This window comes from Dyadobacter jiangsuensis, assembly GCF_003014695.1.
In the GTDB taxonomy this organism is placed as follows: Bacteria; Bacteroidota; Bacteroidia; order Cytophagales; family Spirosomataceae; genus Dyadobacter; species Dyadobacter jiangsuensis.
The window spans coordinates 815,523-837,698 of sequence record NZ_PYAS01000001.1 but is presented as its reverse complement, the minus strand read 5'-3'; the positions used below and the strand labels follow the sequence as shown (position 1 = coordinate 837,698).

The following is a 22,176-nucleotide window of genomic DNA, read 5'->3' as shown; positions in this document are numbered from 1 at the left end:
GAATGGTCAGGATTTGTAAACCAGGCCGCAAATTAGGTCAAAATCGAGATAAATTATGCAAAAAAGAAGCATTCAAATCGCGTAGCGATGTAACATAGGTAGCAATCAAATCGATCAACGCCATTCCCAAAATGCCGTCAGGCATGTAACAACAGCGCATTGTTGTTACATGCCTGACGGCATTTTGGGCGCAGCCGGATCCATCGTTTTCTCTACCAATGTTATATGCCTAACGGCATTAACCTCCCAGTCAAAACAACACCTGACCACACCTGACCACACCTGACTACTCCTGACCACACCTGACAACACTTGGCTACTCCTGACTACACCTAATAAAGGTGCGGATAATAGACATTCGTCACCCTCCCATCGGCATACAATTCAAGCATTGCATATCCCGGCGGCGTTTCCTGGTAATAGTTAGGCCCGGCCGATTCCGCGTCGCCCTTTTCCCACCAGAAACCGCTCATGGCGCCGTTGCAGCAATACTGAATGCCGTTGTACTCGGTATGATCCTGCAAATGCTGGTGCCCGCTGAGGCAAATGCGCACCTTATCGCGGTGTTTGTAAAACAGGTTTTTCAGCTTCTTGTAATCCGAATGCCCTCCCCCGCCCGCAAGCATAGGCGTAGCGCCCAGGATCGGGTAATGCGACATCAGCAGCACAAAAGTACCCGGCGCCAGTTTGGCGAGGTCGGCTTCCAGCCATTGGTATTGCTCGTCGTCCAGCGAAACATGCTCGTTGTTGCCGTCGAGGATCACGAAATGCCAGTTCTTTTGGGTAAAACTGTAATAGCGGCCCGGCGTTTTGAGCCGCTTCACCACGTAGTTTTTGCCATACATTTCATCCTCTTTGGACGGCGCCGCCCACCAGGGGTCATGGTTACCGATGCAGCTGTGGACTTCATAGCCTTTCAGGGTGCGCATGCATTCGTCCCAGAGCTTCCAGTAACCCAGCATGGTTTCGCGGGTCACATCCTTGTAATCTGCGGCATGGATGGAGTCACCCCCATTGAGGAAGAAATCGGGCTTGTGCTTCAAAACGTCGGCGAGGCACTTTTTAAAGCGGTTGGGCGCATCGTCGCCCCCGCGGATATGCACGTCGGTAATGTGGGCGATTTTCAGTACCGGCTTATCGGCAACAAGCCCGGCATTGGTCGCCGGGCTTGTTATCGAAGCAGCCGTGAGTAATCCGGTGTTACGGATCCAGGAACGTCTGTTCATTGTATTGATTTTAAATTAATTCCATCCAAAAACCTGCTTCAACTTGGGATTGAGTAACATCTCCTTCTGAGGAACAGGCCGGTAATAGTATTTAGGGTCTTCAAATTTACGAACAGCCGTTTCAGTTACCATCGTACCGCCGGCATTGCCGTTTTTGAGGTACACGGTCACGTCCTCGCCTATCGCCCCCGCACGGTAGTAGATCAGCACCACACCGAGGCTGTTCTTTTCTTTTTCCTTTTCGTCGGGGATCGTCTTCGACTTGTCGATCAGGATAATATCCTCCACGCCGTCGCCTGTCAGGTCGTATTTACCCAAACCCGGGAAATACATACCTTCCGGGATCGCCGTCAGCAGCTTGCCCGCCTGCCAGCGCATCACGTCGTTGAACCGCTGGCTTTCGAAGGCGAACTCCACCCTTCTTTCACGGCGGATCTCGAAAATCACGCCGCGGTTAGCACCGGTTACGTTCGGGTATTTCTGCACCATCACCGGGTCGGGGCTGCCATTGGCCGCCGCCAGTTTCAAATCAGGCATCGCCACGCGCGCACGGATCAGGTTCACCGATTTATCGAGATCATCCTGGGTAAGTGTGCCCAGTTCCGCTTTCGCTTCAGCGTAGGTCAATAGCACCTCGGCATAGCGGTACACGGGCACATCCACGCTATTCAAAATCACATTGTCGGTCGAATTGACATACCCTTTCAACTGGTGGTAGCCGGTAAAGTTTTTGTTCAAGCGCAAAATATAGGGTGCAGTTTCCGCGGCGCGCACCCAACCCGGATACACGAGCGTCTGTGCGAGGCGGGGATCGCGGTTCTGAAATTCCTTCACAAAACCAAGCTGCTGGTAACCTTGTACATCGGTAAAGCGGGTACCGTCCTTCATCAGGTAAGTCTGTACGAGGTCGCGCGACGGCGCCTGCTCGTAATCGCCGAATACGGTGCTGTTGATATTCTGGCTGCGGTCCTTCGTTTGATCGAACGCATTCGACAAGATCACTTCCTTGTTCGAGCTCAAATCCTGGCTATTGAACAGCGTCGCATAATCCGCATTCGGTTTGCCTGTGTTGTAAATGGCAAATTTGTTCGATGCCATGATTTCCGCCGAAACCGTCGCCGCCGTTTCCAGGAATTTGTTGGCAGTGGCCTGGAGGTTCAGCTCGGAGTGGTATTTCCGGTAGGTACCTTCGTACAATGCTGTGCGGGCATACTGCGCCATCACCGCCCATTTGCCCGGGGTGCCGGCAGTCACCGACTCCCGTACATTGGCCGCCGCAAAAGCGAGGTCGGCCATTACGCTATCCATCACAACCGCACGCGGGTCCTGCGTTTTGTACAGCTCCTCGTCACCGGGATTTACGGTTTTAGAAAACCACGGAACATCCGAAAACCGGCCCACTTTTTCCAGATAGAACTGCGCGCGATAGTAGCGGGCAATACCGGCATAATGCGCTTTCACGTCGGAGGTGGCAGTAGCCTTGTTATAGTTATCCAGGAAATAGTTGATATTCCGCAAACGGCCCCAGTCCCAGCCACCGGTGATGGTCTGTGAGCTGGGCGAGCCCGTCATCACCACTTTCATCTCCACTGCGCCCGTCGTGGCGGCATTGTCGGTGCTCTGGTCGTTGAGGTAAGTGCCGTACATATCGGGCATGCTCAGCAGCCCGTTGACGTACAATGCGAGGTCGCCCTCGTTGGCAAAGAACACCTCCGGGGAAATGGAGGTCTGCGGCAGTTTTTCGAGGAAGTCGTCGTTGCAGGCGCTCGCCCCGGTCAACAACGCCAGTAATAATATATGCTTTTTCATTTCAGGCTGATGGATTAAAATCAAAACTCGACATTGACACCGAATGCAAACTTCCGCTGGAACGGATATGAAAAGCCGTTCGACGTATTGAAAGTGTTGCTGTTGCTGATTACCTCCGGATCGAAGTACTTTTTGAGTTGTGAGAATTCAAAAAGGTTTTCCCCGCTCGCGAAGATGCGCACCCGGCTGATATTGCGCTTTTGCAGCAACGAAGTAGGCAGCGAATAGCCGATCGTGATGTTTTTGATGCGCAGGTAAGCCGCGCTCAACAGGTATTTCGTCTGGGCGATGTCCAGGCCCGAGCCATAGTTGTTATCCGCGAGCCACGATTGCAGCACCGGGAAATTGGCATTGGTATTCGCATCGGCAAGGCCCGCCGCAATGTAAGATTTCGAATGCTTCGCACGCTGCTGGTCCGAGTCGGCCTGACCGCGGTAGTAATCGAGGTTCCAGGGGTAAACGTTGGCATAAGGCTGCTGGTAAGGACCCCAATAGAGGTAATGCCGCGGATAATAGTCGCCTTTCAGCACGCCTTGCAGCACAGCCGAGAAATCGAAGCCATTCCAGTCGGCATTCAGGTTGAAACCGATCCGGTAACGCGGGGTCGTATTTCCGATCACGGAAAGGTCTTTCGGATCCTTTCTGGTCAGCCCCTGCGTAATGCGGCCGTCACCGTCGAGGTCCTTGTATTTAGGCCAGCCCGGCACAACGGATAGTGCGCCCCAGGGAACGATATCGCTTTCGTCGAGCTTAGCGATTTCGTCGGTATTCTGGAAAAGGCCATCATTGGTAAGCCCCCATATTTCGCCCAGGTTCTGCCCTTTGCGGAACTTCGAGAACAACTCCTGATCGTTTTTGAAGCGGGTAATCTGCGAACGCGAGTCAGACACGATCAATTTGGCGCTGAGAGAAAGCGCTTTGCCGCCTACCTGGTAGGTATCGTTGTAGTTCAGGGTCAGTTCGAGGCCTTTGGTACGCAAATCGGCTACGTTCTGAGCCGGCACCTTGGTACCGAGTACGCCCGGAAGCTCTTCTCCATCGGTAAGCATTCCTTTGGTGTCGCGAATGTAGTAGTCGATGCCGAATGTCAAACGGTCCTTCAATACGCCGAGATCAGCCCCGAAGTTCAGCGTCGATACGCGCTCCCAGGTGTAGTTGGACGGGTCCACGCGCAGGATCGGCGAATTGGTAATCACCGTTTGCTTGTTACCGCCGATCAGGTAGTTCGATAGCCCGGCCGGCAATGCCTGGCGGAAGCTGTAATAACCCACGTTCTGGTTACCCAGGTCACCGTAAGATGCGCGGAATTTAAGTGTAGGAAAAAGCGGCAGCGCATCCTTCACGAACGATTCGGAGCTGGCGATCCACGCTGCCGATACCGATGGAAAGAATCCCCAGCGATTGCTTGTCGGGAAGCGTGAGGAACCGTCATAACGCCCGTTCGCCTCAATAATGTAGCGATCGCGCAGCGTGTAGTTGATCCGCCCGAAGAAACTGCGGGTGGCGTAGCTCGTATCAGCGCCAAATGCCTGGGCAGTTCCGCTGGTAAGGCTGATATAAGGCAGTGATGGGGAAATCAGGCCGACTTTCTGAGCCTTGGTCGTCGTGTAGCTGTAACTCTCCTGGTTATAGCCCGCGAGCAGGTTAATACGGTGAACGCCCAGCGTTTTGGTATAATTGGCAAACAAATCCATCACATTGTTGGCCAGGGTGGCATTCGTCTCATACACCCCACCCGTTCCGCCTTCGGTGCGGATATCATTCGGACCAAAACCAATGCGGTAGTTACGCTGATCCTGCTTCGTATTCCATTGCTCACGCTTGAAACTCGCCGAGCCGGTTATCACCAGGTCGCCGTTCAGCGTGGTGGCGATACCGCGGAAGATATTCTGGAAACCGAACATATCCTGCTTCCTGTTACCTCCATCGACCAGTCTGGCAGCCAGGCGGCCTGCGCCGGAGTTCGCCCAGGTACCGTCGGGGTTCACGGCCACCTGCGTAGGTTGCAGCGTGTAAATGTCATTGATGTTGGCCGTCGGCACCGCACGTTCCGTCCGGTAAACCGACAGGTTATTATCCAGTTTCAGCCATTTGAAGGGCGTGAAATCCAGGCGGGCGCGGGAAGAGTAGCGTCTCCAAAAATCGTCCGTCAGTTTGTTCAAGCCGCCTTCGTGGTTGTAGTCCGCCGAAATATAATAGCCCACCGTGCGTTCGCTGGCTGTCTTGGCGCTGCCTGTAAACCCGATGCTGTGGTTCTGGGAAAAGCTCCTTTTGGTAAAAAAGTAATCGTACCAGTTGTTGCTGCCCATATACGCCCATTTAGTCGGATCGGATGGGTCTATACGCGTGTCGGGCGTGGACGGGTTATCCGAGCGCTCCTTGGCCCAGGCGTAATATTCGTCGGAATAGTTGACATAGTCCCAGGGCGTGTTGTCGGTAGATGTTTCCAGCACCCGCGAAAAAATATACGGGTCGGTGATCGGCTTGGGAAGTACCGTCGGCTGTCCCCAGGAAAAGAAGTTGTTATAAGTAATGGATTGCTTGCCTCTCCCACCCTGCTTGGTCGTTATCAGCACAACACCGAATGCCGCCCGCGCGCCGTAAATCGCTGCGGAAGCCGCATCGCGCAGTACCGAAAAGCTTGCAATATCGGAAGGGTTAAGACGGAGGAGATCGGTGCTGTTCGCAGCGGCGATACCGTCGATAACAAACAGAGGCTCACCGCCATTGATGGATGTAAAACCACGGATGTTGAAGTTCGGCACTGTTCCGGGCGTACCGCTCTGATAAGTGATGTTCAACCCCGGACTTACACCTTGCAAACCCTGCATGACGTTGGCTACCGGCCTGGCTTCGAACTGCTTACCGGAAATCTGATCAACAGCGCCGGTGATATTCACCTTTTTCTCGACACCGTAGCCGATCACCACCACTTCTTCGAGGTTACCGAGGTCGGCCTGCATCGTCACAAAAATCTCGCTCCGGCCTTTGACCAGCTCTTCCTGTGTTTTATAACCAATGTAAGAGAACACCAGGATGTCGCTCCCCGAAACACCATCGAGGTAATACTGGCCGTTCTGGTCGGTGATGGTTCCTCTCTGGGAGCCTTTGATCACCACATTCACGCCCGGCAGGAGATCCTTGCCGTCGGTGACGCTTCCGGTGACTTTGCCGTTTCCGGCTTTGAGGGTCGTTTGTGCGAACGCAGGTGCGATGGCGCCGAGCGCAAAAATCACAACCAGTTGCAGGCGTCGCAGCAGCCTTACATAATAAGGTCTGGGTACACTTTTCATCATAAGTAAAAGTTTTAAGTTTAGCGGCTTTTGGGGCATTTTCGGAATGCAAATGTCCTAACCAAAAGTTACGCCAATATTAAAAAATAGTTACCTGATTGTGATTATAAATTGAATGAATGTTCAATTAATTTTTAAAGAAATAACAGACTTCCGGTTTCCGTAAAAAGCCGTATATTGCCGATACGTTACACCCCGAACCGCCAATGGGAAGAAAAAGCCTCAAAGAAGCCCGTAAAAAGGAAATCATTAAAGTATTTTATGGCCTGGCCAAGAAGAACGGCCTTGAAAATACATCCATCGCCAAAATCGCGGCGAAGATGGAAATCAACCCCAGCCTCATCATTCACTACTTCCAGACGCGCGAGGATTTGGTGTACGGGCTCGTGGATTACATTCTTGATAAATACAAACTCATATATAAGGTAAGCGCCGCCCATTCGAAGGATTCGCGGAAAGCCCTGCTGGAAATCATCGGTAATATTTTCTCCAAAAAATGGAATGCGCTCTTCGACGACGGCCTGTTCTACGGCTGCTACGCGATGGCATTCCACGACGCCAAAGTGCGCGACCTTTACAAGAAACTGCTGGATTCGCTCCGGGCGATGCTCATCGGGCATATCGAGCAATGCCGCCAGGATGGTGTACTGGATGTGGAGGACGTGGAAACTGTGGCGGATAATATCTTCGTGCTCATCGACGGCGCCTATTTTTACCTCAGCCTGGTGTCGGATAAGGAAGAATACGAGCAGCGGCTGAGCAAATACCGCCAGCAGGCATTATCCATCCTGCATTTGAAGGAGCTGTCAGACGTTGCGGGATGACCGTCTCGCAAGCCTGCGGGCTACGGCCCCGATCCCGATCATCAGCCAGATCACGTTGACGGCGACGTTCGGTTTATCGCCGTATTCAAGGGAGTACACAATGAGAGTTGCCGCACCGGTCATATTCAGGATGTGAAACGGGTAGCCGTTCGGTTTCAGTACGCCGACCGTGAGCAGCAGGTAAGCCAGTACATATGCAACCACGCCCAGCCAGCCCAAAGTTTCCAATATCAATGCGGTATTCATAGCTATTTTTTTACTTCACAATATTAAGTGCGTGTGCCTTCACAGCCAAATCACCCTGACTTGCACCAAACAAGCCATTATTCGTCATTTTGAAGGATTAGCCAAATAAAATCACCCAAATTCACAGATTTGCGGAATTTCGGGAGCAAATAAGTTAATATCGGTAAAAAAGCCGCTAATTCACATCAAGTTTTTGGTTTTCCGACCTGCTAATTTTACAAATAGATAATTTTCAAAAAGCACCCTCCGGAGCCCGGTCATGAAGTACCGGAGCCTCGGCCGCCGAAAGGCAACATACGACAACTACCTGATTATCAGGAAGCAGATAACTATTGCCCTTACTTTCGTTTTAGCAGCTATGAAAATCCCTAACCCAGGCATTCGCAAAAGACTTTACCTGCATACGATAGGCGCGTTATGCCTGTCCGCACCGCTTATGGCGCAAAAATCACTCCCGGCCTATCAGCCCAATCCGGCCGAACTTTCGGCGTCGTATAAAAGGATGGCATTGATGGATTCGCTCACGAAAGGCAGCGTGCTGAAAGCGCAGGTGCAACCCAACTGGCTGGCCGACGGGCAATCATTCTGGTACAGGAATGTATTAAAGGATAGTCTGACTGAATATCTGGTCGTAAAACCGGGAGAAAACAAGCGAACACCCGCCTTCGACAATGCCAAAATAGCCGCCGCGCTTTCCAAAGCCTCCGACTCTACGTTCTCGGCTACTAAGCTATGGATCAGCGATATTCATTTCGAGCCTGAAAAACACAGCATTGTCCTGCAAACCAAAGGAAAATGGTTTGCCTACGATACCGAAACCGGCAAGGCGCAGAAAATCGCCAAACCGGAGCTCCCCAAACCGAAAGACATCGGCTGGACGAGGCAGCTCAGCCGTTGGGGCCGTTTCCGGGCCGACAGCGTCTCGCCCGATCGGCAGACGAAGGCATTTGTCCGCAACGGCAATATTTATTTGAGCAAAAAAGAAGACAAAAACGGTCAACAACTTACTTACGACGGCAACCCGCTGAAACCCTACGGTGAGCTCAGCTGGTCGCCCGACGGCCGGTATCTGGTTTGCTACCGCATCGATCACCGCGACGAGCGGCAGGTGAGCATTATCTTTTCCTCACTACCCAATACGACCCGCGGCGAGGTCAAAACACGCGGTTATGCACAGCCCGGCGACGAGTTTACAAGCTACGAAATGCACGTGATCGATGTGCAAAGCGGCAAATCAGTGCAGGTACAGTCGGAAGTAATCGACTTTTCCAATGCGCCCGTGATCCGCTGGCGCAAGGGCGAGGCGACGCATTTTACCTATGAAAAGGTAGACCGAGGCCATCAGCGTTTCCGGGTAATTGAAGTGGACGCCAGCAGCGGCGCCACCAAGAACATTATCGATGAAAAGACCGATACGTTCATTTACCAGAACATGATTTACACGCATTACCAGCCTGAAAATCATGAAATTGTCTGGGTTTCGGAAAAAGATGGCTGGCGGCATATTTACCTCGTCGACGAGCAAACCGGCCAAATCAAAAACCAGGTTACCAAAGGCGAATGGGTCGTACGCGAGATCGACAGCGTCGACACGCAGAAGCGCGAAGTGTGGTTCAAAGCGAGCGGCATGAATGCGAACGAAGACCCTTACCATATTCATTACTACCGCATTAAATTCGACGGAACCGGTCTTGTGAAGCTGACCAACCACGCAAAAGCGACGCACCAGCTCACCTTCTCGCCCGATCGTACTTACTACGTCGATACCTATTCGACCATGACGACCGCGCCCGTTTCGGAGTTACGAAAAACCGCCGACGCTTCGCTTGTGATGAAGCTCGAAACAGCGGATATTTCTCAATACCTCACATTAGGATTCAAACTCCCCGAAATTTTCAAAGCGAAAGGCCGCGACGGCAAAACCGACATCTGGGGCATCGTGTACCGCCCGAGTAACTTTGACCCGAAGAAGAAATATCCGATTATCGAAAACATTTACGCAGGCCCCCAGGACTCGTTTGTTCCCAAGGCATTCCGCCACTACGGCGAAATGCAGAGCATGGCCGAATTGGGTTTCGTTGTCGTGCAAATGGACGGAATGGGCACTTACAACCGCTCCAAGGCATTCCACGACGTATGCTGGAAGAACCTGGCCGATGCCGGCTTCCCCGACCGCATTGCGTGGATGAAGGCATTGGCCGAAAAATATCCCCAGGTGGACTCGACCCGCGTAGGCGTGTACGGGACCTCCGCTGGCGGGCAAAACTCGCTGGGTGCATTGCTCTTCCACCCGGGCTTTTACGACGCGGCGGTTTCGGCATGCGGCTGCCACGACAACCGTGTCGATAAGCAATGGTGGAATGAGCAATGGATGGGTTACCCGGTAGGCAAGCATTACGACGAACAGTCGAATGTGACCAATGCAGCCAAATTGCAGGGCGACCTGCTCCTGATCGTCGGCGAAGTGGATACCAACGTGCCACCCGAAAGCACCTATCGCGTAGCCGACGCCTTGATCAAGGCCAACAAGGAGTTCGACCTGCTGGTTGTACCCGGCATGGGCCACAGCGATGGCGGCATTTACGGACGCCGCAAAAAAAGAGACTTTTTTGTACAAAAACTTTTAGGTGTAAATCCTCCAAACAGAAACAAGGTATCGACTCCCGTGCCGCAGGCACTAGGAAAATAGCAAGATCCCTTGCCCCGGACTTAAGTCCGGGGGACTAGAATGAAAGATTGAGAATTATGCATTGAGCAGATTTTTGCTTGACAGGGATTGCTATGCCATTGATTTTAATAAAAACCGAAAATGCAGCTCAATAAAGCGCTTAATGCTACTCTAACCCGAATCCAATGAAAAAAGCATTACTACTGATTTGCTCGGTCATCATGATGTACAGCTGCGCGCAGAAGCAGCGCCCGGCACAATTGCCCGCTACATCGACCGAAAGTAAGGACGGCCGCCGATGCGACGGCCGCCGCATCGAGCTGCTATTCCTCGGCCATGACAGCCGGCACCATTTCTCGGAAAAGTACTTCCCGATGCTCTCGCTGCCGTTGTTCCAGAAGGGCATTAACCTCACCTACACTTCCGACCCGAATGCATTGAACACCGAAAACCTCGCCAATTACGACGGGGTGGTGATTTACGCTAACCACAACACCATTACCCCCGCGCAGGAGGCCGCATTGAAAACCTTTGTAGAGGGTGGCAAAGCACTTATTCCGTTGCATGCAGCCTCTTTTTGCTTCCAGAATTCGGATTGGTATATCAAAGCCGTCGGCGGGCAGTTCAGCTCGCACAAGTATGGCACATTTACCGCGCCGGTGGTGAAAGCAGATCACCCGGTGATGCAGGGCTGGAAGACGTTTGAAACCTGGGACGAGACTTATGTGCACGCTAAGCTGAACCCGGACATTATCGTACTGCAAGAGCGTGTCGAGGGCGATCACCACGAGCCCTGGACATGGGTACGCACGCAAGGCAAGGGCCGCGTGTTTTACACTGCCTACGGCCACGACGAGCGCACCTGGAAACAACCTGCATTTCACGAACTGGTAGCCAATGGCATTATGTGGGCCGTGAGCGACGACGCTAAGGCACGTTTGGCGAAATTCAACCTCACCAAACCGACCTACACCGACGCCAACGTACCCAACTATGAAAAGCGCGACCCGGCACCGAAGTTTCAACAGCCTCTTTCCCCCGCCGAATCACAGAAACTGACGCAGGTGCCGGTGGATTTCGAGCTGAAACTCTTCGCCTCCGAACCGGATATTGTGAAGCCTATTGCCATGGCCTGGGACGAGCGCGGGCGCTTGTTTGTCGCTGAAACACAGGATTACCCCAACGAAGTACGCGACCAGGACGGCGTAGGCAAGGACCGGATCAAGATCTGCGAAGACACCGACGGCGACGGCAAGGCTGATAAATTCACCATTTTTGCTGATAACCTGAACATCCCGACCAGTCTGGTATTTGCCAACGGCGGCATTATCGTAGCGCAGGCACCTCATTTCATTTTCCTGAAAGACACCAACGGCGACGACAAGGCCGATATCCGCGAAAACATCATTTCCGGCTGGGGCAAAAGCGATACCCACGCAGGGCCTTCTAACCTCAAATATGGCCTGGATAACAAGATCTGGGGTGTACTCGGCTACCCAGGCTTCCGCGGCACGAATTCGGGTAAGCAGTTGAATTTCAGTCAGGGTATTTACCGCTTTGATAACGACGGCAAAAACCTGGAATACATCGGCCGTACTTCCAACAACACCTGGGGTTTAGGTTTTTCGGAAGAATTTGAAGTGTTTATTTCAACAGCGAACGGGAATTATAGCGGGCATTTTGCCATGCCGCTTGAATACGTGAAGCGTTCCGTGGCTGACGGTTCCGGCAATACGGTTTACAAGCTGGATTCGCATTATGAAATGAATTACCTCACACCCGCATTACGTCAGGTGGATTTTCACGGCGGGTTTACAGCGGCCGCAGGCCATAACCTTTACACGGCCCGTAATTTCCCGAAATCGTACTGGAACGCGACCGCCTTCGTCTGCGAACCAACCGGCCGGCTGCTCTACCAGGCACTGCTGAAACCCAAAGGTGCGGGTTACAAAGAGAAAAATGGCTTTAACCTCCTGGCCAGCGCCGACGAATGGTTCTCGCCCGTGCACGCGGAGGTGGGCCCGGACGGGGCCGTTTGGGTGGCCGATTGGTACAGCTTCATCATCCAGCACAACCCTACCCCGCGCGGTTTCGAGAATGGAAAAGGTAATGCGTACATCAACCCGCTGCGCGACAATCAGCATGGACGTATATACAGGGTCGTTTGGAAAAATGTGAAGCATTCTCCGTATCCAAAACTCGATAAAAACGATGCAGCGAGCCTGGTAGCCGGTTTGAAAAACGACAATATGTTCTGGCGCACCACGGCGCAGCGGCTGATCGTGGAATCGAAAAATACTGTGGTAATCCCGGAGCTGATTAAAATGGTAAATGACCAGTCGGTGGATGAAATCGGCTTGAACAGCCCGGCCGTGCACGCATTGTGGACGCTGGATGGCCTGGATGCATTCACCGGCCCGAACGAAGAGGCTTATCACACACTCGTGCGCGCCATGCGCCACGCGGCCGCGGGCGTGCGCAAGACAGCCGTGAAACTCCTCCCCCGCAATGACAAGACCCTTTCCGCATTGAAATGGACTAACTCATTGAACGACCCCGATTTGAAGGTAAGACTGGCTGCCGTCAACGCATTGACCGACCTGCCCGCTTCGGAGGAAATTGGCAGAATGCTTTACCTCGCAGGCCAGGATTCACAAAACGCGGCCGACGAATACCTGGCGCAGGCGATTTTTTCAGGGGTTATCAAGCATGAAAGCGGTTTCAAAGCGGCGGCGGCGAAGCTTAAAGACTCTACCTTAACGGCCCGTATCGAGCGTGGATTGATCGAGGAAACCTATATGCTTAACCTTTGGTCGCCTCCGATATACCCGCCTGATGTAGCACATAAAGAACTCAGGATCAAAGCCATTATCACCAAAGCACAGGAGGATCTGTCGGGTGTGGTAGCGTCGCAAGGAAACCGGCAGAATGGATACAGCCTGTACATGCAGGACGGCCAATTGCACTGGCTGGTGCGGCAGGATGGCAAATCGTACCAGGTTACCTCCACCCGAAAATTGCCCGATGAACGTTTCAATGCCTACGCCACGCTCTCGGAAGGCGGCACCATGACGCTGGCCATCGAGGACGAAACACCGGTAACCGGTAAAGCGGCAGGCCTTTTCCACCAGCCATTTACCCCTGACGACATTCGTCTGGGCCGCGATTTACGCGATGGCAATCAGGTAGGCGAATATGGCGACAATGCGCGCCTACGCGGCTGGCTCGACATCAAGAGCACCTTACGGCTAAACCAAGTCGTTCATAATAAGGATGATAAAAAAGTATCGCACACCCATACCGAAGCACCGGTTGAAGTACTGAAAGGAAAAGGCACACCGGTAACCGTGAAACTGAAAGTGATCGAACACGAAATGAAGTTCGACCAGAAGACATTCACCGTAAAACCCGGCCAAAAGGTGACGATACAGTTTACGAACCCGGATTTCATGCAGCACAATCTGCTCATTATCAAACCCGGAACATTGGAAAAAGTAGGCAATGCAGCCGATTTGCTGGCGCGGGAAGCGAATGCCATCGCGCTCAACTATGTACCCAAAATACCCGAAGTACTGCACGCAACGGAACTCGTAAGCCCGGAAGGCAATGCGACACTGGTATTCATCGCGCCCGACAAGCCCGGCGACTATCCGTTCCTATGCACAGTACCCGGCCATTGGCGGATCATGAACGGCATTATGAAAGTGCAATGAGTACCCTCAAATAAGTTTAACCATCTAACTCCAATTGTATGAAAAGACCATTATCCCGCCTGATCCGGGAACTGCACCGCTTTTGCCTTATCGCGGCCGCGGTGGCCTGTTTCCTCACTGAAAATGCCCTGGCGCTCGCCGCCGACCGACAGATTTCCGGCAAAGTGGTGTCCGCCGAGGACAAGAACCCGCTGCCCGGTGTGACCATCATCGTGAAAGGGAAAAATACCGTGGGTACCGCCACCGATACGGACGGGAAGTTCAAGCTGGAAGTGCCCGAGGGCGCAACGCTGATCCTGAGCTATATCGGCTATGTGAGCCAGGAAGTGGCCGTGGGCAACCAGAGCGAGTTCAATGTGGAACTGGCGCCCGACCAGAAACAGTTGCAGGAAGTGGTGGTGATCGGGTACGGTACGCAGAAAAAGGGGGATATTACCAGCTCCGTGGCGAGTATCAAGCGCGAGGACTTTATCCAGGGAACCGTGCGCGACGCGGCGCAGCTCGTGCAGGGCAAAGTGGCCGGCTTACGCATTACCACGCCCAGCGGCTCCCCTACCTCCAACACGCAGATCAATTTGCGGGGTATCAACTCCATTGAAGGAACAGCCAACCCGCTGATCCTGATCGATGGTATCCCCGGCGGGTTGAATACCGTGGCACCGGAAGATATCGAATCCGTGGACGTGCTGAAAGACGGCTCGGCGGCGGCGATCTACGGTACACGTGCTACCGGCGGGGTGATTTTGATCACGACGCGCAAAAATCGCGGCGCTTCGCGTTCGACCATCGAGTATTCCAATTATGTAAATATCCAGACCATCGCACGCCGTCCCGAGCTGCTGACCGGCGACGATTACCGTCAGAAAATCAAGGAAGGCATCGCTTACACCGACTACGGCGGCAATACCGACTGGCTTTCGGAGATTATGCAGAAACCGGTGAGCCACAACCATAACCTCACGTTTTTTGGAGGAAACAGCACTACCAACCTTACCGGCTCGATCAACTACCGCAACTGGGAAGGGATATTCCTGAGATCGGGGCAAAACCGGTTCACCGGTCGCGCGGATCTGAATCATTCCATGTTCAACAACAAACTGAAAACCAACTTACAGATCATCAACCGCATTACCCGGTCGAATGGCGCGGTGAGCCCGGCGAACGACGATGCCGCCTACGGCTACGCTTATCGCCAGGCCATTATCCGCAACCCGACCGACCGCGTGCGGACCGATGATGGCAAATGGCAGGAGCGCGATGGCTATTTTTATGAAAACCCCGTTTCGCTGCTCAACGAATCGAATTTCGAAAGCTCGTTCAAAGAAATGCGGATGGCCGGTAGCCTCGATTACGCGCCGATCGACGATCTGAACTTCAAGTTGCTCGTGTCGAATGTTCAGAACAGCAACCTGGAAGGCGGCTCCACCACATTTAACCACACGGCTACCCGCCTGAGCAACCAGAATGCGACTGCATTCCGCAACACTTACGCTAACAACGAGAACCTGCTCGAATTCACCGGAAATTATTCCAAGACCATCGGCAAACACCGCTTCTCATTACTCGGCGGGTATAGCTGGCAGGATGCAACCTACGAGGCATTCGCCGCCAACAACTGGGATTTCCCGACCGACGCCTACGACTGGAATAACCTCGGCGCGGGAGGCGCATTGCAGAAAGGCCAGGCCGGTATGAGCAGTACCAAAAACAAATGGCAACTCGCCGGTTTCTTCGGCCGTTTGACCTACAGCCTCAACGACAAATACCTGTTCATGGCCAGCGTTCGCCGCGAGGGCTCGTCACGGTTTGGGGTGAACAACCAGTGGGGTACATTCCCGGCGGCGTCCATCGGCTGGCGCATTAGTAAGGAAAACTTCATGGGCGGCCTCGGTGCGGCTTCGGATATCAAACTTCGTGCAGGTATCGGGGTAACAGGTACGATCGCGAACAGTCCGTATATGTCGCAGATCAGCTACAACTTCGATCGTGGCCAGGGCGCATTCATCGGTGGTAAATGGGTTCCGGGCTTTGTTCCGGCGCGTAACTTCAACCCCGACCTGCGTTGGGAGAAGAAAGAGGAATACAATGCCGGTGTGGATTTCGGTTTCATGAAAAACCGCATTAACGGATCGATCGATTTTTACAGCCGCAAGGTGAAAGACCTGCTTTACAATTTCCCGGTTCCGGTTCCGCCTTATCTGACGGGCAGTATGTTCATCAATGCAGGGGTAATGCAGAACAAGGGGGTTGAGGTACTGTTGAATATCGTGCCTGTCCAAACCGGAGATTTCCAGTGGAATACCGGATTCACCTACTCCACCAACCGCAACAAGCTCGTGAGCCTTTCGAACGAGCAGTTCCAGGCAGCGAACGACTTCTTCGACGCGGGCTACACGGGCGAGCCTATCCAGATGAGCACACACCGCGTGAAAGTAGGCGAACCGATCGGCCGTTTCTTCGTCTGGAAAAGCGTAGGCGTGGACGAAAAAGGTGCCTGGCTCATCGAAAACAAGGATGGCGAGGTGATCCCTATTGCCGACGCTACGCCGGAAGACCGCCAGTATTATGGTAATGGTATTCCAAAACACATTGTGGGCTGGAACAACAACATCCGCTACAAGCAGTTCGACCTGGCTGTGAATATGCGCGGCGCATTTGGTTTCGACATCCTGAACTTCCAGAGCATGTTCTACAACAACCCGCGCAACAAGGCTTACAATATGCTTAAAACAGCTTATGATCCGATCGACGGCAAAGTGCTCAATACCGACCTTGTGTATGTGTCGCATTACATCGAAAAAGGTGATTACTGGAAGATCGACAACGTGACCCTGGGCTACACCCTGCCTGCCAACACGATCAAAGGCATTAAAAACGCACGCATTTTCGTGTCGGGACTTAACCTGGCGACCATTACCGGCTACACCGGTATCGACCCTGAGGGCGTGAGCTTCACCGGATTCTCACCGGGTAGCGACTACCGCGACAAGTACCCCACCACCCGGACATTCACAGCCGGACTGAGCGTAACATTCTGATCCTCAAAATTTTTGAACTAATGAAAAACAAAAATATAAAATACGCGATCCTGGCCGCATTACTCGCCGGGGCTCCGCTCTACTCCTGCACCGACCTCGACGAGCAAGTGTATTCCGAAGTGCTTGGAAGCAGTTACCAGCCTACCGAAAAGGACCTTCCGGCCATTGTAGCACCGGTGTATTCGTCGTTGCGCTCGCTGATGCTCGGCTGGCAGGGCTATTTCGATTTGCAGGAAGAAGCCGCCGATGCGATCATCACACCCGTACGTCCTAATGGCTGGGACGATGGCGGAACTTACCGACGCATGCACCAGCACACCTGGACGGCCCTGCAATGGCAACCCGAAAACGCCTGGCGCCAGGCATTTGCCAGCATTACCACCGTGAACCGCGTGCTGTCCCAGATCGCAGAAGGCGATTTGCCCATTGCCAACGGAAAGGAAGCGACAGTAGCCGAGCTCCGCGCCGTGCGTGCTTTTGCCTATTACCTTTTGCTGGACAATCATGGCAACGTGCCTATTGTAACCGACTTCAAGGACGTTACCCTTCCCAAGCAGAGCACGCGAAAGGAGGTTTATGCCTTTGTGGTAAAAGAACTGACGGAATCGCTCCCGAACCTGAGCGAAAACGCCGCCACTACCTACGGCCAGATGAACAAATGGGGGGCCAAAACGCTTCTGGCAAAAATTTACCTCAATGCGCAGGTCTACACGGGCACACCCGAATGGGCGAAGGCGATCCAGGAAGCCGACGATGTGATCAAGAGCAGCAAATATGTACTGGATGCAAATTATTCTGACGTTTTCACATGGACTAACTTCAATTCCAAGGAAATCATTTTTGCCATTCCTTACGACGAGATTTACGGAACCGGCAACCAGATCCACATGAAAACCCTCGACCCGCTGAGTCGCTCCGTATACCCGATGAATGCCGGCCCCTGGGGAGGAAACTGTGCCGTTCCCCAGTTTATCGATACCTATGACGCCGCCGACAGCCGCCTGGCCGACACGTGGATCATGGGCCCGCAGAAAAGCGCTGCAACCGGCGCGGTAGTGATTACCTATAACAAAGCGGTTCCAAGCATGGAGAAAACGGGATCTTCGGATGGCTACCGCATTGGTAAGTACAAAATCAAACCTAATGCAACGGGCAGTCTGGATAACGATTTTCCATTCCTGCGCTATGCCGATGTACTGATGATCAAGGCGGAAGCATTGCTGCGCACCGGCAAAGCGGCCGAGGCGGCGGAGCTTGTGACGCAGGTACGCCAGCGTGCATTCAAGGGCGCACCCGAGAAAGCTACCGTCACAGCCGCCGATCTCGCGAAAGGAAGTAAATACAATTACGGGATCCAGGCAGTGGATGGCGCGATTACCGAGCGGCAGGGAGGTGACGACATTCAGTTCGGCCGGTTCCTCGACGAGCTGGGCTGGGAATTCGCCGCCGAAGCGCACCGTCGCCAGGATTTGATCCGATTTGGGGCGTATGAAACCAAGAAATGGTTCAACCACCGCCCGCAGACGGTCCAGCGCGCGCTCTTCCCGATCCCGCAGAACGAACTCGACAAAAACCCCAATCTGAAACAGAACCTGGGTTACTGATACATTTATTAATTTGGGTTAGGTAGTTCCTATTTGCTCACCGGACGAATTATATTTGCTCCGGTGGGCAAATTTTTTAATTGTATTCCAAAACCATTTTATTCCATGTTTTCTAAATCAACATACTTAAACCGCAGACAAACGCTTCAATCCAAACTCGGCAATGGTCTGATCCTGCTCCTCGGCAACGAGGAAAGCGGCATGAACTACCGCGACAACGTATATCCATTCCGTCAGGACAGCACATTCCTCTACTATTTCGGCATCGACCAGGCGTCTTTGACCGCCGTGATCGACCTCGACAACGACCGTGAAATCATTTTCGGCGACGAGCTCACCATCGACGACATCGTGTGGACCGGCCCGAAGGAAGCCCTCGCTGAAAAAGCCGCCAAAGTGAGTGTAAGCCAAGTAAAACCGGCAGCGGCCGTGGGCAGCTTCCTGAAAGATGCATTATCGAAAGGTCAAACCATTCATTTCCTGCCTCCTTACCGCGGCGAACATTACCTGAAATTGCAGGAATGGCTGCACATCAATCCATCCGAGGCGGCGCAAAAGGCTTCCGTGAGCCTCATTAAAGCGGTGGTTTCAATGCGTTCCTATAAAACGGAAGAAGAAGTTATCGAGCTAGAAAAGGCCGTGGATACTTCTGTCGACATGCATTTGTCCTTCATGCGCGATACACGTGCGGGCATGACCGAGAAGGAAATTGCCGGCAAGCTGCAAAGCATGGCCATCGCGCGAGGCGGCGACATCTCCTACCCTGTGATCCTGACCGTCAACGGCGAAATCCTGCACACCCACGCCCGCGACCTCGCGCTGCGTGACGGCCAGATGGCCTTATGCGACGCCGGAGCCGAAACGGCCATGCATTACTGCGGCGACCTCACGCGGACCATTCCCGTTGGCAAGGCATTTACGAGCATTCAGAAAGAAATGTATGAGATAGTCCTCAACGCGCAGGAAGCGGCCATTGCAGCCTGTAAGCCGGGAGTTTTGTTCAACGACATTCACAAACTCGCTTCCACCAAGCTGGTGGAAGGCATGAAGCAGATGGGCGTTGTTAAAGGTGACGTCGCGGAAGCCATCGAACACGACGTGCATACCCTTTTCTTCCAATGCGGCCTTGGCCACATGATGGGCCTGGACGTGCACGACATGGAAAACCTGGGCGAGCAATACGTCGGCTACACCGACGACCTGAAAAAAGGCACCACCTTCGGTTGGAAATCGCTCCGCCTGGGCCGCGCCCTCGAACCCGGCTTCGTCATCACCGTCGAACCAGGGCTCTACCTCATCCCCACCCTCATCGACCGCTGGAAAGCAGAGAACAAACTCGGGCAATTCATTGACTATGAAAAGCTGGAACTTTTCCGCGATTTCACGGGCATTCGCATTGAGGACAACCTTTTGATCACCGAGAATGGTAACAGGATTCTCGGGAAGGAACTGGCGAAAAGTGTGAACGCTGTGGAGGCGTTGCGGGGGTGAAATTGATTCAGGGGTTAGCTAAATTTGAATATCTTTTGGACCGCTTAGCTAACCCTTTTCATCACTTCACACTAGTACCCCATGCATTTACCGAGATACGACCACTATACCAATGCCTCGAAAACAATATTTGAATTTGTAAGCGAAGGCCCGAAAGGTCGTATTAGGAAGTTGGTGGAATATGTACCTGTTGACGCTAATGACATTTACAACCTCGGTTTTGGGGATGCCAGCGAATCGGAAGTACTATATGACGACATGATTGTATCGAATAACGGAGACAGCGTCAAAGTGTTGGCTACCGTGGCGGCCACAGTCTACGAATTTACCGATCGATATCCCAAAGCCGCGGTACTCGCAACGGGAAGCACAAGATCCAGAACTCGACTCTATCGCATGAGTATCACTCGCCATTTACGTGAAATTCGGGAGCGATTTGTTATTTTTGGATATTGTCGGTCAAACTATTGGGAAGAGTTTAACAAAGAAAAAGATTATGAAGTATTCCTGTTAACCAGAATAGAAAACCGCAAGGAACTATGGCTAGAACTGAAAACAATAAATCTGATAATCAAAACGGCAGAATGATTATTAAAGACATGAGTCACCTCGAAGGTAAAGTGCATTTTCCTGAGAAACTGGAAAAGGCCAGAAAGATATTGGCGCCTCTGATCGCACTGAGGAATCAGATTGATGATACTACTCCCCCCGACCCCAACTCCTGAATATCTCCCTTTCCAAAGCACTTGGCGACGGCTTTTTCGTAATCTCAAACGTCCCGTAATGCTTCTCCGTCGTCACGTCGATTTCCAGCCCGGCGTAACCGAGGTACTTCTTATAATCCGGCTCGGCGGTGGTATAAATGTAGCTGAATAGCTCATCCAGCTTCGTACCTGCAACCGACTCGATCGTCGATCGTAGTTCTTCTTCTGTGAATCCCCGGCTCTTTTTAATGTAAAAATCCTGGTATAACTTCCGCATTACATCGTCGAGCGAGCGCTTGTTTTTGGTTTCGTGGCGGATGGCGAGGTCGAAGAGCAGCCCAACCACGGGGCCTTTCTGGTAGTATGAAATGGTTTTATTCACAGCGTCACCGGTGCGGCCGAACGGGCCGTCGGACCAGGTTTCGGCGCTGGCTTGCGCGAGGGTTTGAAATAGGCGGCCGGGCTTTGTTTCCACATTGGCAATCTGCTTTTTGAAAAAATCAAGAAACTCCTGTTCGCCCATAAGGCCTGCTGCGCGCATAATGAGCGGTTCGTAGTAGACGGTCAGCCCTTCCGAAACCCACAGCATATTGGTTTTGCTGCCCTTGTCGTAGTCGAATGGTCCGAGTTCGATGGGGCGAATGCGTTTGACATTGTAATGGTGAAAATACTCGTGCGTGATAAAGCCCAGCATGCCATTCCATCCGCGGGAATTGAGCTGGTCACCGCTGAAACTGATCGTAGTCGAGTTCAAATGCTCAATCCCTCCCTGCCCCGGGCCAATGGCGATAAAGGTGTAATGCTTGTAAGGAATATCACCAATGAGGCCCGACGCATTTTCGACGATCTTCTGAACATCCGACATCAGCTTAACTCTATCAAAATCCCCCAGTTTATAACCAATAAAACGGTGCGGGATACCCTTGACCTTAAATGAAGGCAGTTCTTCAAGGTTACCGACAAGCAACGGACTATCATATAGTATGTCAAAATCCGGGGCGAGGTAAGTGAATGCCTTTCCAGGTACAGAATCAAGTCCGGTAGCAACCCGGTTCCAGCCACCGAATGGCTTAATCGTCACTTCTGATGGGGTTTTGAGTTTACCCGCTTCATACATGAATAAACTTACGGGCGTCAGGTAAGCATGCTCCTCATCCAGGTAACTGGTTGCTACAAACTTGCGTGTGGTTTTCACGTCATACTCTGCACGCAGGTTATGCGCCCCCTTCGTGGAGATCGTCCATCCGTTTTTGCCCGATTTTACCCAGGGGAGCACGTTGCCGTTTCCATCCTTTACTACCAGCTTATCGATGTTCGAAGCGTAGTCCATCAACTGGTAATAGCCCGGTTGCCAATCCGGGAGTTTGAGTCGGGTACTATCGGCTCCACCGGCTTGCCAGTCCATCGTGACGTGAAATGTGTGATTGGCCGGCTCGGGCATAGCGACCGTGAACCTCACTGGCGCGGACTTCTGCGCGATAGCGCTGATCATCAGGCAATGCGTCGCCAGCAGGCATAGCCAGCGTTGTGTGTTCTTGAAATTCATGATACAGGAGTGAT

13 protein-coding genes are annotated in these 22,176 nt (G+C 52.7%); 8 read left to right on the top strand and 5 right to left on the bottom strand.

What is annotated here, in order from left to right:
- Window positions 1-332: 332 nt before the first annotated feature.
- The 3 genes from CLV60_RS03085 to CLV60_RS03075 are packed head-to-tail and all read right to left on the bottom strand — an operon-like array spanning window position 333 to window position 6,331.
- The gene (locus CLV60_RS03085) at window positions 333-1,226 is read right to left on the bottom strand and encodes a metallophosphoesterase family protein (protein ID WP_106593885.1); all 894 of its coding nucleotides are present in this window, start codon (window positions 1,224-1,226) and stop codon (window positions 333-335) included.
- Between the two features lie 15 nt (window positions 1,227-1,241).
- Window positions 1,242-3,035 carry a RagB/SusD family nutrient uptake outer membrane protein gene (locus CLV60_RS03080; protein WP_106593884.1) on the bottom strand — a complete coding sequence of 598 codons (1,794 nt, stop codon included), beginning with the start codon at window positions 3,033-3,035 and terminating at the stop codon, window positions 1,242-1,244.
- Between the two features lie 20 nt (window positions 3,036-3,055).
- Window positions 3,056-6,331: a SusC/RagA family TonB-linked outer membrane protein gene (locus CLV60_RS03075; protein ID WP_106593883.1), complete on the bottom strand. Its 3,276-nt coding sequence runs from the start codon at window positions 6,329-6,331 to the stop codon at window positions 3,056-3,058.
- A gap of 203 nt (window positions 6,332-6,534) precedes the next feature.
- On the opposite strand from CLV60_RS03075, the gene CLV60_RS03070 reads away from it, so the two are divergent.
- Entirely contained in the window at window positions 6,535-7,152 is a 618-nt protein-coding gene (locus tag CLV60_RS03070; protein ID WP_106593882.1) for a TetR family transcriptional regulator C-terminal domain-containing protein, read from the top strand.
- On the opposite strand, the gene CLV60_RS03065 is transcribed toward CLV60_RS03070, so the two are convergent.
- Window positions 7,135-7,398 (bottom strand): CBU_0592 family membrane protein, encoded by a 264-nt coding sequence (locus CLV60_RS03065; RefSeq protein ID WP_106593881.1) that lies wholly within the window; start codon window positions 7,396-7,398, stop codon window positions 7,135-7,137. The genes CLV60_RS03070 and CLV60_RS03065 overlap by 18 nt on opposite strands.
- A gap of 259 nt (window positions 7,399-7,657) precedes the next feature.
- Here CLV60_RS03065 and CLV60_RS03060 point away from each other — a divergent pair, with 259 nt between their 5' ends.
- From CLV60_RS03060 to CLV60_RS34195, 7 genes are all read left to right on the top strand, one after another.
- A complete protein-coding gene (locus CLV60_RS03060) occupies window positions 7,658-10,087 on the top strand; it encodes a S9 family peptidase (protein WP_229210790.1) in 2,430 nt (809 codons plus the stop codon).
- Between the two features lie 164 nt (window positions 10,088-10,251).
- Window positions 10,252-13,779: a PVC-type heme-binding CxxCH protein gene (locus tag CLV60_RS03055; protein ID WP_106593880.1), complete on the top strand. Its 3,528-nt coding sequence runs from the start codon at window positions 10,252-10,254 to the stop codon at window positions 13,777-13,779.
- Between the two features lie 38 nt (window positions 13,780-13,817).
- Window positions 13,818-16,817, top strand: coding sequence for a SusC/RagA family TonB-linked outer membrane protein (locus CLV60_RS03050; RefSeq protein WP_106593879.1), 3,000 nt, complete (start codon window positions 13,818-13,820; stop codon window positions 16,815-16,817).
- A gap of 20 nt (window positions 16,818-16,837) precedes the next feature.
- A complete protein-coding gene (locus CLV60_RS03045) occupies window positions 16,838-18,421 on the top strand; it encodes a RagB/SusD family nutrient uptake outer membrane protein (RefSeq protein WP_106593878.1) in 1,584 nt (527 codons plus the stop codon).
- A gap of 105 nt (window positions 18,422-18,526) precedes the next feature.
- A complete protein-coding gene (locus CLV60_RS03040; RefSeq protein WP_106593877.1) occupies window positions 18,527-19,912 on the top strand; it encodes an aminopeptidase P family protein in 1,386 nt (461 codons plus the stop codon).
- Window positions 19,913-19,993: 81 nt separating this feature from the next.
- The gene (locus CLV60_RS03035; protein ID WP_211302178.1) at window positions 19,994-20,500 is read left to right on the top strand and encodes a DUF6934 family protein; all 507 of its coding nucleotides are present in this window, start codon (window positions 19,994-19,996) and stop codon (window positions 20,498-20,500) included.
- Complete coding sequence (locus CLV60_RS34195; RefSeq protein WP_170118702.1) at window positions 20,497-20,637, top strand: hypothetical protein; 141 nt, start codon at window positions 20,497-20,499, stop codon at window positions 20,635-20,637. Before CLV60_RS03035 ends, CLV60_RS34195 begins: the two co-directional genes overlap by 4 nt.
- On the opposite strand, the gene CLV60_RS03030 is transcribed toward CLV60_RS34195, so the two are convergent.
- The gene (locus tag CLV60_RS03030; RefSeq protein ID WP_106593876.1) at window positions 20,612-22,162 is read right to left on the bottom strand and encodes a M61 family metallopeptidase; all 1,551 of its coding nucleotides are present in this window, start codon (window positions 22,160-22,162) and stop codon (window positions 20,612-20,614) included. The two genes, CLV60_RS34195 and CLV60_RS03030, sit on opposite strands and share 26 nt — an antisense overlap.
- Window positions 22,163-22,176: the final 14 nt, after the last annotated feature.